The organism is Prauserella muralis (assembly GCF_003202285.1).
Lineage (GTDB): Bacteria > Actinomycetota > Actinomycetes > Mycobacteriales > Pseudonocardiaceae > Prauserella_B > Prauserella_B muralis.
In genome coordinates this window covers 481,690-497,559 of record NZ_MASW01000007.1, presented here as the reverse complement: position 1 = coordinate 497,559, position 15,870 = coordinate 481,690, and the positions used below count along the sequence as shown (strand labels likewise).

Below are 15,870 nucleotides of genomic sequence, written 5' to 3'. Positions count from 1 at the left end.
CGGCCCACTGTAACGCGGTGCCGGTCCGTGCCGCTCCGTGCGCGGAGGCCCGCCCTAGACTGGGCCGGTGCCCGAGATCCATGCCGGCCGCCGCGCGGCGCTGCGGGAGCAGTTGCGGGAGCGCGAGCTCGACGCCCTGTTGGTCACCGACCTGCTGAACATCCGCTACCTGACCGGGTTCACCGGCTCCAACGCCGCCCTGCTCGTCGACGCCGAGGGTGAGGCGGGCACGCTGTTCTGCACCGACGGCCGCTACACCACGCAGGCGGCCTCCCAGGTGCCCGACCTGCAGCGGGTCATCGAGCGCGCGAGCGCGCTCGCGCTGGTGCGCAGGGCCGACGCCGAGGCGATGCGCTACTCCGCCACCGGTTTCGAGAGCCAGCACGTCAGCGTCGAGCAGCACGCCGGCCTCGCCGAGGCCACTGCCAACCTGCGGCTGCGCCGCGCCCCTGGCCTGGTGGAGCGGCTGCGGGCGGTCAAGGACGCCACGGAAGTCGACGCCCTGCGCCAGGCATGCGCGGCCGCCGACCAGGCGCTGGCCGACCTGCTGGCCCAGGGAGGGCTGCGGCCGGGACGCACCGAGCGGCAGGTCGCCAGGGAACTGGAGGACCGGATGCTCGACCACGGCTCGGAGGGGCCGTCGTTCACCACCATCGTGGCCGCCGGCGTCAACTCGGCGATCCCGCACCACCGGCCGACCGACGCGGTGCTGGCGACCGGCGATTTCGTGAAGCTGGATTTCGGGGCCACCGTCGCCGGGTACCACTCGGACATGACGCGCACCGTGGTCCTCGGCGAAGCCGCGGCCTGGCAGCGGGACCTCTACGCGCTCGTCCACCGCGCGCAGGCCGCGGGGTGCGCGGCCCTGCGGCCCGGTGTCGACGGGGTCGCCGTCGACAAGGCCGCCCGCGACGTCATCGCCGAGGCCGGGCACGGGGAGGACTTCTCGCACGGTCTCGGGCACGGGGTGGGGCTGCAGGTCCACGAGGCGCCCAGTCTGGCCGCCACGGCCGCCGGTACACTGTCGGCCGGTATGGCGGTCACCGTCGAGCCCGGCGTCTACCTCGCCGGCCGCGGTGGCGTGCGCATCGAGGACACGCTCGTCGTGCGGGAGGACACTCCCGAGGTCCTCACCCTGAGCACCAAGGAACTCGTGGTCGTCTAGTACGCGGCGGCCCCACCCGAACACAGGAGAACTCACACTCGTGGCCACCACCAACGACCTGAAGAATGGCATGGTCCTGAACCTGGACGGCCAGCTCTGGTCCGTCGTGAACTTCCAGCACGTCAAACCGGGCAAGGGCGGCGCGTTCGTGCGCACGACCCTCAAGCACGTGCTGTCCGGCAAGGTGGTGGACAAGACGTTCAACGCGGGAACCAAGGTCGAGACCGCGACCGTCGACCGCAGGAACATGACCTACCTGTACAGGGACGGCACCGACTACGTCTTCATGGACGCCGAGACCTACGACCAGATCATGGTCCCGCCCGAGACGGTGGGCGACGGCGCGTCGTACCTGCTGGAGAACAGCGAGGTCCAGGTCGCCATGCACGAGGGCACCCCGCTCTACGTCGAGCTGCCGACCTCGGTGGAGCTGGTCATCCAGCACACCGACCCCGGGCTGCAGGGCGACCGTTCCACCGGCGGCACCAAGCCCGCGACGCTGGAGACGGGCGCGGAGATCCAGGTGCCGCTGTTCGTCAGCACCGGCGAGAAGATCAAGGTCGACACCCGCGACGGCCGCTACCTCGGCCGGGCGTGAGAACCTCGGTGGACTCCGCAGCTACCCCGCGACGCGGCGGATCGACAAGCCGCCGGGCATCCCGCAGGCGGGCGGTGGAACTCCTCTACGAGGCCGCGCAGCGCGAGACCGATCCGGTCGAGCTGCTCAAGAGCCGGGTCGGTTCCACCGACGCCGAGCCGGTCAGCGACTACGCGATCACGCTGGTCGAAGGCGTCACCGCACACCGCGAGCGCATCGACGAGCTGCTGTCCGAGCACGCGCAGGGCTGGACGCTGGGCCGGATGCCGCCGGTGGATCTGTCCGTGCTGCGCATCGGCGTCTACGAGATGCTGTGGTCGGCCGACGTGCCCGACCCCGTCGCGATCGACGAGGCGGTGGGGCTCGCCAAGGAGCTGTCCACCGACGACTCGCCACGGTTCGTCAACGGTGTGCTCGGCCGGATCGGCAGCATCGCCGACCGGCTGCGCGCCGTGCTGTGACCAGGGCCCGGCGCCGGGGCACAGCGCTCAGCACGGTCGGTGCGACCGGCTGAACGCTGCCGCCTCGGCGCTCAGTCCTCCTTCGACGGCCTGGCCTCCGGCGGCAGCACACCCCAGTCGATGAGCTGCTCGGTGAGCTCCCCGGGCGTCATGTCGTAGATGATCGCCAGTGACCGCAGGTCCTCCGTGCGGATCGAGAGCACCTTGCCGTTGTAGTCGCCGCGCTGGCTCTGGATGGTCGCGGCGTATCGCGCGAGCGGTCCCACCTTCTCCGCGGGCAGCTGCTGCAGCCGCTCCAGGTTGATGACGATCTTCGTCGCCGGTTCCGCGCCGGAGGGCACGCGTCCCTCGGGCAGCAGCTCGACCACAGGGACACCGTAGAAATCGGCGAGTTCGGCCAGCTTCTGGACGGTCACGGCACGGTCGCCTCGTTCGTAGGAGCCCACCACGACCGCCTTCCAACGGCCGCCGGACTTCTGCTCGACCCCGTGCAGGGACAGGCCCTGCTGCTGGCGGATTCCGCGGAGCTTGGCCCCGAGCGCCTTGGCGTAATCGCCCATGTGGTGGTTCTCCGTTTCCTCGCCCCAAGTCCGGCCCGGATGACCGACAGGGAACTCCTGAGTCGAATACTCAGAGTAATGGTTACTCGTTGTCGTCACCAGGTCAAGCAGATGATCGCTCGCCGCAGTCGGGCGTGCGCGGCACACCACCCGGAAGGCTGAGCGCGGCGACCTGCTACCGTCGGTGCGGTCCCCGCGCAGACCAGGGGGCCGACATCCTTTAAGGACCCGTCCGGTGAGGCGGAGAAGGAGGTCGACCGTGGCGCCACGCCCACGTGGCGCGACGGAGCCGGCTGCGCAGCGCGAGCTGCTCTCAGCCGGGGACGTCGCGCGCACGATCGCCCGAATGGCCCATCAGGTCATCGAGAAGACCGCGCTCGGTGCGGAGCAGGAGCCCCCGCCCGTGCTACTGGGCATCCCCACGAGGGGCACCCCGCTCGCCGCCCGCCTGGCCGCGAGGATCACCGAGTTCTCCGGCGTCGACGTGCCCGCGGGCGCCCTCGACGTCACCCTTTACCGCGACGACCTGCGGCGCAGGCCCACCCGCCCGCTGGAGCAGACCCAGGTGCCCGGCACCGGCATCGACGACCGCGTCGTCGTGCTCGTCGACGACGTGCTGTTCTCCGGCCGCACCATCCGCGCCGCGCTCGACGCCCTCCGCGACCACGGCAGGCCCCGTTCCGTGCAGCTCGCCGTGCTGGTCGACCGCGGCCACCGGGAGCTGCCCATCCGCGCCGACTACGTGGGCAAGAACGTGCCGACCTCCCGCTCCGAGGACGTCTCGGTCCGGCTGGCCGAGGTCGACGGGCACGACGCCGTGCTGCTGCGCGCCGGACGGGAGGACGCGCGATGAGGCATCTGCTGACCACCGAGGGTCTCGCCGCGGACGACGCGACGGCGCTACTAGACACCGCCGACGAGCTCAAGCGCACGCTGCTCGGCAGGGAGGTGCGCAAGCTGCCGACGCTGCGCGGCCGGACCGTCGTCACGATGTTCTACGAGAACTCCACCCGCACCCGGGTCTCGTTCGAGATCGCGGGCAAGTGGATGAGCGCGGACGTGATCAATGTCTCGGCCAGCGGCTCGTCGGTGGGCAAGGGCGAGTCGCTGCGCGACACCGCGCTGACGCTGGCCGCCGCGGGCGCCGACTGCGTCATCGCGCGCCACCCCGCCTCCGGTGCGGCCCACCGGCTCGCGGGATGGCTCGCCGAGGCGGGCACCTCCGTGGTCAACGCGGGCGACGGCACCCACGAGCACCCGACCCAGGCGCTGCTGGACGCCGCGACCCTGCGCGAGCGGCTGGGCGGGCTGAAGGACCGGCGCATCGCGATCGTCGGGGACGTCCTGCACAGCCGGGTCGCGCGGTCGAACGTGCACCTGCTCGCCACCCTCGGCGCGGAGGTGGTGCTCGTCGCGCCGCCGACCCTGCTGCCGGTGGGGGTGCGGTCGTGGCCGGTGACCGTCTCCCACGACCTCGACGCCGAACTGCCCGCGCTGGACGCGGTGATGATGCTGCGGGTACAGGCCGAGCGGATGCACGGTGCCTTCTTCCCCTCGGCGCGCGAGTACTCGATCGCCTACGGCCTCAACGAGGCGCGGCTGCGCCTGCTGCCCGAGGACGCCGTGGTGCTGCACCCCGGCCCGATGCTGCGCGGCATGGAGATCGGCTCGGCCGTGGCCGACGCGCCGCGGTCGGCCATCACGGAGCAGGTCCGCAACGGGGTCCACGTCCGGATGGCCGTGCTGTACCACCTCCTGGCGGGGGACGGAGCCGATCGTGACTGACAGGAGGCGAGGCGTGAACGAGGTGCTGATCAGGGGCGCGCGGCTCTACGGCGAGGGCGAGCCGGTGGACGTGCTCGTCGCCGACGGCGTCATCGCGGGCATCGGCGCTCCCGGCGTCGCCACCGTCCCCGAGGGCGCCGAGGTGATCGAGGCGGCGGGCCAGGTGCTGCTGCCCGGGTTCGTCGACCTGCACACCCACCTGCGCGAACCCGGCCGGGAGGACACCGAGACGATCGAGACCGGCTCGTCCGCCGCCGCGCTCGGTGGCTACACCGCCGTGTTCGCCATGGCCAACACCGACCCCGTCGCCGACAACGCGGTCGTCGTCGAGCACGTGTGGCGGCGCGGCCGGGAGATCGGGCTCGTCGACGTCCATCCGGTCGGGGCGGTGACGGCCGGGCTCGCCGGTGAGCGGCTCGCCGAGCTCGGCACGATGGCCAAGTCCGCGGCGGGCGTGCGGATGTTCTCCGACGACGGGCACTGCGTGGCCGACCCGCTCATCATGCGCAGGGCGCTGGAGTACTCGACCGCGCTCGGCACGGTGGTCGCGCAGCACGCCGAGGAGCCGAGGCTCACGGTCGGCGCGCAGGCCCACGAGGGGGAGCGGGCCTCCCGGCTCGGCTACACCGGGTGGCCGTCGTCGGCGGAGGAGTCGATCGTCGCCAGGGACTGCGTGCTCGCGCGGCACGCCGGGGCGCGGCTGCACGTCTGCCACGTCTCCACCACCGGCACCGTCGACGTGCTCGCCTGGGCCAAGGGGCTCGGCGTCGACGTCTCGGCCGAGGTGACCCCGCACCACCTGCTGCTCACCGACGAGCGCCTGGCCACCTACGACCCGATCAACAAGGTCAACCCGCCGTTGCGCACCGAGGCCGACGCCGAGCGGATGCGGCAGGCCCTCGCCGACGGGGTCGTCGACTGCGTGGCCACCGACCACGCCCCGCATGCCGTGCAGGACAAGGACTGCGAGTGGGCGGCGGCCCGTCCGGGGATGCTCGGCCTGCAGACGGCACTGTCCATCGTGGCCGAGACGATGGTGCGCCCCGGGCTGCTCGACTGGCGGGGTGTGGCCAGGGTCATGAGCGAGCGGCCCGCCGAGATCGCGGGCCTGCCCGACCAGGGCAGGCCGCTGGCCGAGGGCGAGCCTGCCAACCTCGTGCTCATCGACCCGGACGCCGAGTGGACGGTGCACGGTGCCGAGCTGGCGAGCCTGGCGGGCAACACCCCGTACGAGGGAATGCGGCTGCCGGCCGTGGTGAGCGCCACGCTGCTGCGCGGGCGGATCACGGCGCGCGAAGGGAAGATTGGATAGATGGAAAGGCTTCTGCTGACGTTGCTGGTCGTCGCGCTGTTCGCGCTCGGCGTCTACGGCATGTGGCGCGGGTGGCGACGCCAGGCGCGCGCCCAGAGCGTGCTCGTGCCGCCCTTCCCCCCGGTGCCGGACGACCGGGGCGAGCCGGTGCTCGAGACCACCGGCATCTACGTCGCGACCACGCGCGCAGGCCACTGGCAGCAGCGCATCGTCACGCGCGGGATGGGCCTGCGCGGACCCGCCTCGCTGCGGCTCTACGCCGGAGGCGTGGAGGTGGACCGCACGGGACGGCCGGGCTTCTGGATTCCGCGGGAATCCATTGTGGAGGCCGCGACGGCGAAAGGGATGGCCGGCAAGGTCATGGGAACGGACAGTCTGCTGGTGCTGACCTGGCGGCTCGGCGACGTGGAGCTCGACACCGGGTTCCGCGGCGACGACCTCGCGGTCTATCCGCAGTGGATCGAACAGGTCAAGGGAGGGGCCCAGGTATGACGGGCACACGCACACCCGCCGCGCTGGTGCTGGAGGACGGCCGCGTCTTCCGCGGCTCGGCCTACGGCGCCCGTGGGCGCACACTGGGCGAGGCGGTGTTCTGCACCGGCATGACCGGCTACCAGGAGACGCTGACCGATCCGTCGTACCGCCGCCAGATCGTGGTGCAGACGGCGCCGCAGATCGGCAACACCGGCTGGAACGACGAGGACGACGAGTCGCGCCGCATCTGGGTCGCCGGCTACGTGGTGCGCGATCCGGCGCGCACGCCGTCGAACTGGCGCTCGCGCCGCTCGCTCGACGACGAGCTCGCCGCGCAGGGCGTCGTGGGGATCGCCGAGGTCGACACCCGCACGCTCACCCGGCACATCCGGGAGCACGGCTCGATGCGGGCCGGGGTCTTCTCCGGCGACGCGCTGGCCTCCGACGACGACATGCTCGCCGAGGTGCTCGCGAGCCCGCCCATGAAGGGCGCCGACCTGGCAGGCGAGGTGACCACCGAGCAGCCCTACGTGGTGCCCGCACAGGGGGAGCGGCTGTACCGCGTCGCCGCACTGGACCTGGGCATCAAGTCCAACACGCCACGGCAGATGGCCCGGCGGGGCATCGAGGTGCACGTGCTGCCCGCCTCGGCGAGCCTCGACGAGCTGCTGGCCGTCGAGCCGGACGGGGTGTTCCTGTCCAACGGTCCGGGCGACCCCCAGACGCAGACCCATGCCATCGAGCTGACGAAGGCGACGCTGGAGCGGCAGGTGCCGCTGTTCGGCATCTGCTTCGGCAACCAGATCCTCGGCAGGGCGCTGGGCCTGGGCACCTACAAGATGCGCTTCGGCCACCGCGGCATCAACGTGCCGGTGCTGGACGTCGACACCGGCCGGGTGGCGATCACCGCGCAGAACCACGGCTTCGCGCTGGAGGGCGAGCCGGGCCAGCGGTTCGATTCCCCCTACGGCACGGCGAAGGTCAGCCACTACTGCGCCAACGACGGCACCGTCGAGGGGCTGCGCTGCGAGGACGTCCCGGCGTTCTCCGTGCAGTACCACCCCGAGGCCGCCGCGGGCCCGCACGACGCCAACCCGCTGTTCGACGAGTTCGTGACCCTGATGGAGTCCAAGAAGCATGCCCAAACGCACTGATATCGAGCACGTGCTCGTCATCGGGTCGGGGCCGATCGTGATCGGCCAGGCCGCCGAGTTCGACTACTCGGGCACGCAGGCCTGCCGCGTGCTGCGGCAGGAGGGCCTGCGGGTCAGCCTGGTCAACTCCAACCCGGCGACGATCATGACCGACCCCGAGTTCGCCGACTCGACCTACATCGAGCCGGTGACGCCGGAGTTCGTGGAGAAGGTCATCGCCACGGAGAAGGCGCAGGGCCGCCCCGTCGACTCGCTGCTGGCGACCCTCGGCGGGCAGACGGCGCTGAACTGCGCGGTCAAGCTGGCCGAACGCGGCGTGCTGGAGAAGTACGGCGTGGAGCTGATCGGCGCCGACATCGACGCCATCCAGCGCGGCGAGGACCGGCAGAAGTTCAAGGACATCGTGCGCACCGTCGGCGGCGACGTGCCCCGCAGCGCCGTCTGCCATTCCATGGAGGAGGTGCAGAAGACGGTCGCCGAGGTGGGCCTTCCGGTGGTGATCCGGCCGTCGTTCACGATGGGCGGGCTGGGCTCGGGCATGGCCCACACCCAGGAGGAGCTCGAACGGATGGCCTCCTTCGGGCTGGAGGAGAGCCCCGTGCACGAGGTGCTCATCGAGGAGAGCGTGCTCGGCTGGAAGGAGTACGAGCTCGAGCTCATGCGCGACCGGCACGACAACGTGGTGGTCGTGTGCTCGATCGAGAACGTCGACCCCATGGGCGTGCACACCGGTGACTCGGTGACCGTCGCGCCCGCGATGACTCTCACCGACCGCGAGTACCAGCACATGCGCGACGTCGGCATCGCGGTGCTGCGCGAGGTCGGTGTCGACACCGGTGGCTGCAACATCCAGTTCGCGATCAACCCGCGCGACGGGCGCATGGTCGTGATCGAGATGAACCCGCGCGTGTCGCGCTCCTCGGCACTCGCCTCCAAGGCCACCGGCTTCCCGATCGCCAAGATCGCCGCGCGGCTGGCCATCGGCTACACCCTCGACGAGATCAGCAACGACATCACCGGCGAGACCCCGGCCAGCTTCGAGCCCACGCTCGACTACGTCGTGGTCAAGATGCCGCGCTTCGCGTTCGAGAAGTTCCCCGGCGCCGACCCGATGCTGACCACGACGATGAAGAGCGTCGGCGAGGCGATGTCGCTGGGCCGCAGCTTCCCCGAGGCGCTGGGCAAGGCCATGCGCTCCATGGAGACCAAGGCCGTCGGGTTCTGGACGCGTCCCGACCCCGAGGGCGCCACGCTGGAGTCGACGCTGGAGGAGCTGCGTACCGCGCACGACGGCAGGCTCTACGCCGTCGAGCGCGCGCTGCGGCTGGGTGCGACCGTCGAGCAGGTGCACGAGGCCTCGGGCATCGACCCGTGGTTCATCGACCAGATCGCGCTCATCGGGGAGGTCGGCGCCGAGATCCGCGACGCGCCGGTGCTGGACGGGGACCTGCTGCGCCGCGCCAAGCGCACGGGGCTGTCCGACCGGCAGATCGCCGCGCTGCGCCCGGAGCTGGCGGGCGAGGACGGTGTGCGGGCCCTGCGCCAGCGGCTGGGGGTGCACCCGGTGTTCAAGACGGTGGACACGTGCGCCGCCGAGTTCGAGGCCAGGACCCCGTACCACTACTCGGCCTACGAGGCCGATCCCGCCGCCGAGTCCGAGGTCGTGGCGCAGGCGGACAGGCCGAAGGTGCTCATCCTCGGCTCGGGACCCAACCGCATCGGGCAGGGCATCGAGTTCGACTACTCGTGCGTGCACGCGGCGCTGGCGCTGCGCGAGGCCGGGTTCGAGGCCGTCATGGTCAACTGCAACCCGGAGACGGTCTCGACCGACTACGACACCTCCGACCGGCTGTACTTCGAGCCGCTGACCTTCGAGGACGTGGTGGAGGTCGTGCGCTCGGAGCAGGCATCGGGCACCGTGGCCGGTGTCATCGTGCAGCTCGGCGGCCAGACGCCGCTGGGGCTGGCGCAGCGGCTCGCCGACGCGGGCGTGCCGATCGTGGGCACCCCGCCGCAGGCCATCCACCTCGCCGAGGACCGGGGCGCGTTCGGCGAGGTGCTCGCCGGTGCCGGGCTGCCCGCGCCGCAGTACGGCACGGCGACCTCGTTCGAGGGCGCCAAGCGCATCGCCGACCAGATCGGCTACCCGGTGCTGGTGCGGCCCTCGTACGTGCTGGGCGGGCGCGGGATGGAGATCGTCTACGACGAGGCGTCACTGGAGAACTACATCCAGCGCGCCACCGAGGTCACGCCCGAGCACCCGGTGCTGGTCGACCGGTTCCTCGACGACGCCATCGAGATCGACGTCGACGCGCTGTACGACGGCGAGGAGCTGTACCTGGGCGGCGTGATGGAGCACATCGAGGAGGCCGGTATCCACTCCGGCGACTCGGCGTGCGCGCTGCCGCCGATCACGCTGGGCCGCACCGACCTGGACGAGGTCCGGCGCTGCACCGAGGCCATCGCCCGCGGCGTGGGCGTGCGCGGCCTGCTCAACGTGCAGTACGCCCTCAAGGACGACGTGCTCTACGTGCTGGAGGCCAACCCGCGTGCCTCACGCACGGTGCCGTTCGTGTCGAAGGCGACGGCGGTGCCGCTGGCCAAGGCGGCGTCGCTGATCATGACGGGCTCGTCGATCAAGGACCTGCGTGCGAGCGGCGTGCTTCCCGCCGAGGGCGACGGCGGGCACCTGCCGGTCGACGCGCCGGTGGCGGTCAAGGAGGCGGTGCTGCCGTTCAACCGCTTCCGCACGCCGGAAGGCCACGGCGTCGACTCGCTGCTCGGCCCGGAGATGAAGTCCACGGGCGAGGTGATGGGCGTCGACACCGCGTTCGGCAAGGCCTTCGCCAAGTCGCAGGCCGGTGCGTACGGCTCGCTGCCGACACAGGGCAAGGTGTTCGTCTCGGTGGCCAACCGGGACAAGCGCTCGCTGGTGTTCCCGGTCAAGCGGCTCGCCGACCTTGGCTTCGAGGTGCTGGCCACGTCCGGCACGGCGGAGGTGCTGCGCCGCAACGGCGTGCCGTGCGCTGTCGTGCGCAAACACTACGAGGGCAGTGCCAGGGACGGCGCCGCGGAGCCGAACATCGTGGAGGTGATCCTCGACGGTGGCGTCGACATGGTCATCAACACGCCCTACGGCAACAGCGGGCCGCGCGTGGACGGCTACGAGATCCGCACCGCCGCCGTCACCAGGGGAATCCCGTGCGTGACCACCGTGCAGGGCGCCGCGGCGGCCGTGCACGGCATCGAGGCGCTCATCCGTGGCGACATCGGGGTGCGGTCGCTGCAACAGCTGCAGGCGAGCCTGCGGGACGGCGCGTGACCGGCGCGGCGTTCGGGAAGCGGCTGGCCGACGCCGTCGCCGAGCGGGGGCCGCTGTGCGCGGGCATCGACCCGCACCCGGGGCTGGTCGAGTCGTGGGGCCTGCCCGCGGACGCCTCCGGGCTCGAGCGCTTCGCGCTGGGCGCCACCGAGGCGCTTGCCGAGCACGTGGCCGTGCTCAAGCCGCAGTCGGCGTTCTTCGAGGCGTACGGCTCGGCGGGCGTGGCGGTGCTGGAGCGGGTCGTCGCGTCGGCACGGGAGGCGGGCGCGCTGGTGCTGCTGGACGTCAAGCGGGGCGACATCGGCTCGACCATGGCGGCCTACGCGACGGCCTACCTGACCGACGGCTCGCCGCTGGCGGCCGACGCCATCACCGTGTCGCCCTACCTGGGCTTCGGCTCGCTGGAGCCCGCGCTGACGGCCGCGGAGGCGAGTGGCCGGGGCGTGTTCGTCCTCGCCCGCACCTCCAACCCGGAGGGTGCCGCGGTGCAGCGCGCCGAGTCGCCGGGCGGCACGGTTGCGCAGTCCATTGTGGATGCCGCGGCGGCGCGGAACGCGGGTGCGCGCCCGCAGGGTGGCGTCGGCGTGGTCGTGGGGGCGACCAACCAGCCCGGCGAGCTCCGGCTGGATGCCCTCAACGGCCCGATCCTGGCGCCCGGCCTCGGCGCGCAGGGTGCCACGGCCGGGGATCTGGCCAGGCTGTTCGGCGGGGCGTTGCGGCACGTGCTGCCCGCGTCGTCCCGTGACCTGCTGCGACACGGCCCTGACGCCGCGTCGTTGCGTGCGGCCGTTCGGAGTACGCGGGATTCGCTGAATGGCCTGCTCCGGTAGCCGAACGGCTTTGCTGATGCCCTGGTCCACCCGCATGTTGATCTTGCACTAAGGTTTGCGGCGTGGCGCAGGTGGGGGTGTTGGCCCCACGGAAGCGAACCGGATTCACAGGTCGCAGGCTGACACCGGACGGCGATTTGTGAGTAGGGTCGTTCCTGGCCGTGTCGCGGCGCCCAGTCGCGACGCGAGGTGTGCCGTACGCAGGGCCGCAGCCGGCGTCCCTTTGTCACGGTCAGCGCCCACCCCCGCATTGTGGGTAAAGGTCGAGGGTGGGTACGGTCGCCACACCCACCCAGAATTTTGAGTAATACCGGAGGAAAACGTGGCACTTCCCCAGCTCACCGAGGAACAGCGTGCTGCGGCGCTGGAGAAGGCCGCCGCCGCCCGTCGCGCCCGCGCGGAGCTCAAGGAACGGCTCAAGCGCGGCGGCACGACCCTCGCCGACGTGCTGAAGCAGGCCGACGAGGACGAGGTCCTCGGCAAGATGAAGGTCTCCGCTCTCCTGGAGGCCCTGCCGGGCGTGGGCAAGGTGCGTGCGCAGCAGACGATGGAGCGTCTCGAGATCGCGTCCAGCCGTCGGCTGCGCGGCCTCGGTGACCGGCAGCGCAAGGCGCTGCTCGCCGAGTTCAGCGGCGAGTGACCGAGCGGCACAACCGCGGCTCGATCGAGGCCGGCGCAAACGGCGGCCAGCAGACGAACGGTGGGTCGGTGCCGGCCGAGACGGCCCGGCACCGGCTCACCGTCGTATCGGGACCATCCGGGGTCGGCAAGTCCAGCGTCGTCGGTGAGCTGCGGCGGCTGAACCCGGACATCTACTTCAGCGTCTCGGTGACCACCCGCAGGCCACGGCCCGGCGAGGTGGACGGCAGGCACTACCACTTCGTGGACCGCGAGACGTTCGACGCCATGGTGGCCAAGGGCGAACTGCTCGAACACGCCGAGTTCGCGGGCAACTGCTACGGCACACCGAGGGCGCCGGTCGAGGCGGCGCTGCGGTCCGGAAGGCCCGCGGTGCTGGAGATCGAGCTCCAGGGCGCGCGCCAGGTTCGCGCCGCCATGCCCGAGGCACGGCTGGTGATGTTGCTGCCGCCGTCGTGGGCCGATCTGGTCGATCGCCTCACGGGCCGGGGCACCGAGCAGGACGAGGCGGTGCGGGCCAGGCTGGCCGAGGCGCAGCGCGAGATCGCGGCGGCGGGGGAGTTCGATGCCCAGGTCGTCAATGCCGACGTGCGGGCGGCCGCGCGGCAGTTGCTAGACTTCATCACCGGCGAGACCATTGCTTTCGACGATTCGGAGCACAGTTAGTGACCGCGATGACGTTGGGCCCCCAGAGCGAGCACCTCGAGGGCATCACCAACCCTCCTATCGACGACCTGCTCGAGAAGGTCAGCTCCAAGTACGCGCTGGTGATCTACTCCGCCAAGCGCGCACGCCAGATCAACGACTACTACGCGCAGCTCGGCGAGGGCCTGCTGGAGTACGTCGGTCCGCTCGTGGAGCCCGGCCCGCGGGAGAAGCCGCTGTCGATCGCGCTGCGTGAGATCCACTCCGGGCTGCTCGAGCACACCGAAGGCGAGTAGTCCGACAGCTCAGGCGGCGCCTCGCGGCGTTGCGGGCCGGCTCATGTACCAAACCGCCCGTACACTTCGCCGGCCCGCGCCTTGCGAGGCATCCACCTGAGCCGCCGGACATCGCGGGGAGCGCACATGAAACGAGTGGTTCTCGGCGTCGGCGGCGGGATCGCGGCGTACAAGGCGTGCGAGGTGCTGCGCGGCCTCACCGAGACCGGCCACGACGTGCGCGTGGTGCCGACCGAGGCGGCGCTGAACTTCGTCGGCGCGGCCACGTTCGAGGCGCTGTCCGGCCACCCGGTGCACACGGGCGTGTTCACCGAGGTCCCCGACGTGCAGCACGTGCGCGTCGGCAAGGAGGCCGACCTGGTGCTGGTGGTGCCCGCCACAGCCGATCTGCTGGCCAGGGCGGCGCACGGGCTGGCCGACGACCTGCTCACCAACACCCTGCTCACCGCGCGGTGCCCGGTGGCCTTCTTCCCAGCGATGCACACCGAGATGTGGGAGCACCCGGCCACCCAGGACAACGTGGCCCTGCTCCGGTCGCGGGGGGCCGTCGTCACCGAACCCGCGGCGGGGCGGCTCACCGGGGTCGACACCGGCAAGGGCAGGCTCGCCGACCCGCGGGAGATCGTCGACGTGGCCCGCCTGCTGCTGGCCCGTCCGGACGCGCTGCCCCGGGACCTCGACGGTGTGCGCGTGGTGGTCTCCGCGGGCGGGACACGGGAGCCGCTGGATCCCGTCCGGCACCTCGGCAACCGCTCGTCCGGCAAGCAGGGCTACGCGCTGGCGAGGGTCGCCGCGCAGCGGGGCGCGCACGTCACGCTCGTCACCGCGCACACCGATGCGCTGCCCGAGCCCGCGGGCACGGAGGTGGTGCCGGTGTCGACCGCACGGCAACTGGCCGAGGCGGTGGAGAGCGCCGCCGCCGGGGCCGACGTCGTGGTGATGGCCGCCGCCGTCGCCGACTTCCGCCCCGTGAACACGGCCGAGCACAAGATCAAGAAGACCGATCACACTCCGGACCCGACCATCACGCTCACCCGCAATCCCGACATCCTCGCGGGGCTGGTCGAGCGGCGCCGGGACGGCCAGATCATCGTCGGGTTCGCCGCCGAGACCGGCGACGAGACCGGTTCGGTGCTCGACCACGCCCGCGCCAAGCTCAAGCGCAAGGGCTGCGACCTGCTGGTGGTCAACGCCGTCGGCGAGGGCAAGGCGTTCGAGGTGGAGGAGAACACCGGCTGGCTGCTGTCGGCCGAGGGCCTGGAACAGCGCATCCCCCTCGGCGCGAAGGCCCAGCTGGCGGCCACACTGTGGGACGCCGTCACGGCGCTGCTGCGCCGACGGTCTCACGGACAGTAAGCTGGCGGCGCGCCAGTCGAGTGAATGCGAGGGACAGTCGTGACCGCGTCCAGCCGTAGGCTTTTCACGTCGGAGTCGGTGACCGAGGGTCATCCGGACAAGATCTGTGACGCGATCAGCGACTCGATTCTCGACGCGCTGCTGGAGGCCGATCCTCGCAGCCGCGTGGCGGTGGAGACCCTGATCACCACCGGCCAGGTGCACGTGGCCGGTGAGGTGACCACCGACGCCTACGCCGACATCCCGACCATCGTCCGGGAGAAGATCCTCGACATCGGCTACGACTCGTCGGCCAAGGGCTTCGACGGCAACTCGTGTGGCGTGAACGTGGCGATCGGCTCCCAGTCGCCGGACATCGCGCAGGGCGTGGACACCGCGTACGAGACGCGGCTGGAGAACGCCCTGGACGATCTGGACAAGCAGGGTGCGGGTGACCAGGGGCTGATGTTCGGCTACGCCTGCTCGGACACGCCGGAGCTGATGCCGCTGCCGATCGCGCTGGCGCACCGGCTGTCGCAGCGGCTCACCGCCGTGCGCAAGGACGGCGTGCTGCCGTATCTGCGGCCGGACGGCAAGACGCAGGTGACCATCGAGTACGCCGGTGAACAGGCGGTGCGCCTGGACACCGTGGTGGTGTCCAGCCAGCACGCCGAGGGCATCGATCTGGACCGCATGCTGGGCGTCGACGTGCGCGAGCACGTGGTGGCGCCGGTGCTGCAGGGCGTCGAGCTGGACGGCTCCGACCTGCGGCTGCTGGTCAACCCGACGGGCCGGTTCGTGGTCGGCGGCCCGATGGGTGACGCCGGTCTCACCGGCCGCAAGATCATCGTGGACACCTACGGCGGCATGGCCCGGCACGGCGGCGGTGCCTTCTCGGGCAAGGACCCGTCGAAGGTGGACCGTTCCGCGGCGTACGCGATGCGCTGGGTGGCCAAGAACATCGTGGCCGCGGGCCTGGCCGGCCGGGTGGAGGTGCAGGTCGCCTACGCCATCGGCAAGGCGGCGCCGGTGGGCCTGTTCGTGGAGACCTTCGGCACCGAGACCGTGGACCCGGTGAAGATCCAGGCCGCCATCACGGAGGTGTTCGACCTGCGGCCCGCGGCGATCATCCGCGATCTGGACCTGCTGCACCCGATCTACGCGCAGACCTCGGCGTACGGCCACTTCGGCCGCCCCGAACTCGATCTTCCGTGGGAGCGGACGGATCGCGCCGACGCCCTGCGCAGCGTCGTCGGCGGCTGACCCGGACAAACGCCGCCCAAACGGGTGCCTT

16 protein-coding genes are annotated in these 15,870 nt (G+C 71.6%); 15 read left to right on the top strand and 1 reads right to left on the bottom strand.

Annotated elements, in window-relative coordinates; all coding sequences use genetic code 11:
• Positions 1-67: 67 nt before the first annotated feature.
• The 3 genes from BAY60_RS31945 to nusB are packed head-to-tail and all read left to right on the top strand — an operon-like array spanning position 68 to position 2,224.
• A complete protein-coding gene (locus BAY60_RS31945) occupies positions 68-1,165 on the top strand; it encodes a M24 family metallopeptidase (protein WP_112285117.1) in 1,098 nt (365 codons plus the stop codon).
• Positions 1,166-1,205: 40 nt separating this feature from the next.
• Positions 1,206-1,763, top strand: a complete 558-nt coding sequence (gene efp / locus BAY60_RS31940; RefSeq protein ID WP_112285116.1) for an elongation factor P — start codon at positions 1,206-1,208, stop codon at positions 1,761-1,763.
• An 8-nt stretch (positions 1,764-1,771) separates the two neighbouring features.
• A complete protein-coding gene (gene nusB, locus BAY60_RS31935; RefSeq protein ID WP_112285597.1) occupies positions 1,772-2,224 on the top strand; it encodes a transcription antitermination factor NusB in 453 nt (150 codons plus the stop codon).
• A 71-nt stretch (positions 2,225-2,295) separates the two neighbouring features.
• Here nusB and bldD read toward each other — a convergent pair whose 3' ends face one another.
• Positions 2,296-2,784: a transcriptional regulator BldD gene (gene bldD / locus BAY60_RS31930; protein ID WP_003096372.1), complete on the bottom strand. Its 489-nt coding sequence runs from the start codon at positions 2,782-2,784 to the stop codon at positions 2,296-2,298.
• A gap of 259 nt (positions 2,785-3,043) precedes the next feature.
• On the opposite strand from bldD, the gene pyrR reads away from it, so the two are divergent.
• The 12 genes from pyrR to metK all read left to right on the top strand — a co-directional run bounded on the left by pyrR (position 3,044) and on the right by metK (position 15,839).
• Positions 3,044-3,637, top strand: a complete 594-nt coding sequence (gene pyrR / locus BAY60_RS31925; RefSeq protein WP_112285115.1) for a bifunctional pyr operon transcriptional regulator/uracil phosphoribosyltransferase PyrR — start codon at positions 3,044-3,046, stop codon at positions 3,635-3,637.
• Entirely contained in the window at positions 3,634-4,569 is a 936-nt protein-coding gene (locus BAY60_RS31920) for an aspartate carbamoyltransferase catalytic subunit (protein WP_112285114.1), read from the top strand. The genes pyrR and BAY60_RS31920 overlap by 4 nt, the downstream gene beginning before the upstream one ends.
• A 13-nt stretch (positions 4,570-4,582) precedes the next feature.
• Positions 4,583-5,881 (top strand): dihydroorotase, encoded by a 1,299-nt coding sequence (locus tag BAY60_RS31915; RefSeq protein ID WP_112285113.1) that lies wholly within the window; start codon positions 4,583-4,585, stop codon positions 5,879-5,881.
• Positions 5,882-6,373, top strand: a complete 492-nt coding sequence (locus BAY60_RS31910) for a PH-like domain-containing protein (RefSeq protein ID WP_112285112.1) — start codon at positions 5,882-5,884, stop codon at positions 6,371-6,373.
• Positions 6,370-7,509, top strand: a complete 1,140-nt coding sequence (gene carA / locus BAY60_RS31905; RefSeq protein ID WP_112285111.1) for a glutamine-hydrolyzing carbamoyl-phosphate synthase small subunit — start codon at positions 6,370-6,372, stop codon at positions 7,507-7,509. Before BAY60_RS31910 ends, carA begins: the two co-directional genes overlap by 4 nt.
• Entirely contained in the window at positions 7,493-10,831 is a 3,339-nt protein-coding gene (gene carB / locus BAY60_RS31900; RefSeq protein WP_112285110.1) for a carbamoyl-phosphate synthase large subunit, read from the top strand. The genes carA and carB overlap by 17 nt, the downstream gene beginning before the upstream one ends.
• The gene (pyrF, locus tag BAY60_RS31895) at positions 10,828-11,661 is read left to right on the top strand and encodes an orotidine-5'-phosphate decarboxylase (protein WP_112285109.1); all 834 of its coding nucleotides are present in this window, start codon (positions 10,828-10,830) and stop codon (positions 11,659-11,661) included. The genes carB and pyrF overlap by 4 nt, the downstream gene beginning before the upstream one ends.
• A 322-nt stretch (positions 11,662-11,983) precedes the next feature.
• Positions 11,984-12,301 (top strand): integration host factor, actinobacterial type, encoded by a 318-nt coding sequence (gene mihF, locus BAY60_RS31890; RefSeq protein ID WP_005455668.1) that lies wholly within the window; start codon positions 11,984-11,986, stop codon positions 12,299-12,301.
• A gap of 68 nt (positions 12,302-12,369) precedes the next feature.
• Entirely contained in the window at positions 12,370-12,966 is a 597-nt protein-coding gene (gene gmk, locus BAY60_RS31885) for a guanylate kinase (protein ID WP_245992902.1), read from the top strand.
• A gap of 8 nt (positions 12,967-12,974) precedes the next feature.
• Positions 12,975-13,241 carry a DNA-directed RNA polymerase subunit omega gene (gene rpoZ / locus BAY60_RS31880; protein WP_112285596.1) on the top strand — a complete coding sequence of 89 codons (267 nt, stop codon included), beginning with the start codon at positions 12,975-12,977 and terminating at the stop codon, positions 13,239-13,241.
• Positions 13,242-13,367: 126 nt separating this feature from the next.
• Positions 13,368-14,597 carry a bifunctional phosphopantothenoylcysteine decarboxylase/phosphopantothenate--cysteine ligase CoaBC gene (gene coaBC / locus BAY60_RS31875; RefSeq protein WP_112285107.1) on the top strand — a complete coding sequence of 410 codons (1,230 nt, stop codon included), beginning with the start codon at positions 13,368-13,370 and terminating at the stop codon, positions 14,595-14,597.
• Positions 14,598-14,621: 24 nt separating this feature from the next.
• Positions 14,622-15,839, top strand: coding sequence for a methionine adenosyltransferase (gene metK / locus BAY60_RS31870; RefSeq protein ID WP_146771118.1), 1,218 nt, complete (start codon positions 14,622-14,624; stop codon positions 15,837-15,839).
• The last annotated feature ends 31 nt before the right edge of the window (positions 15,840-15,870 follow it).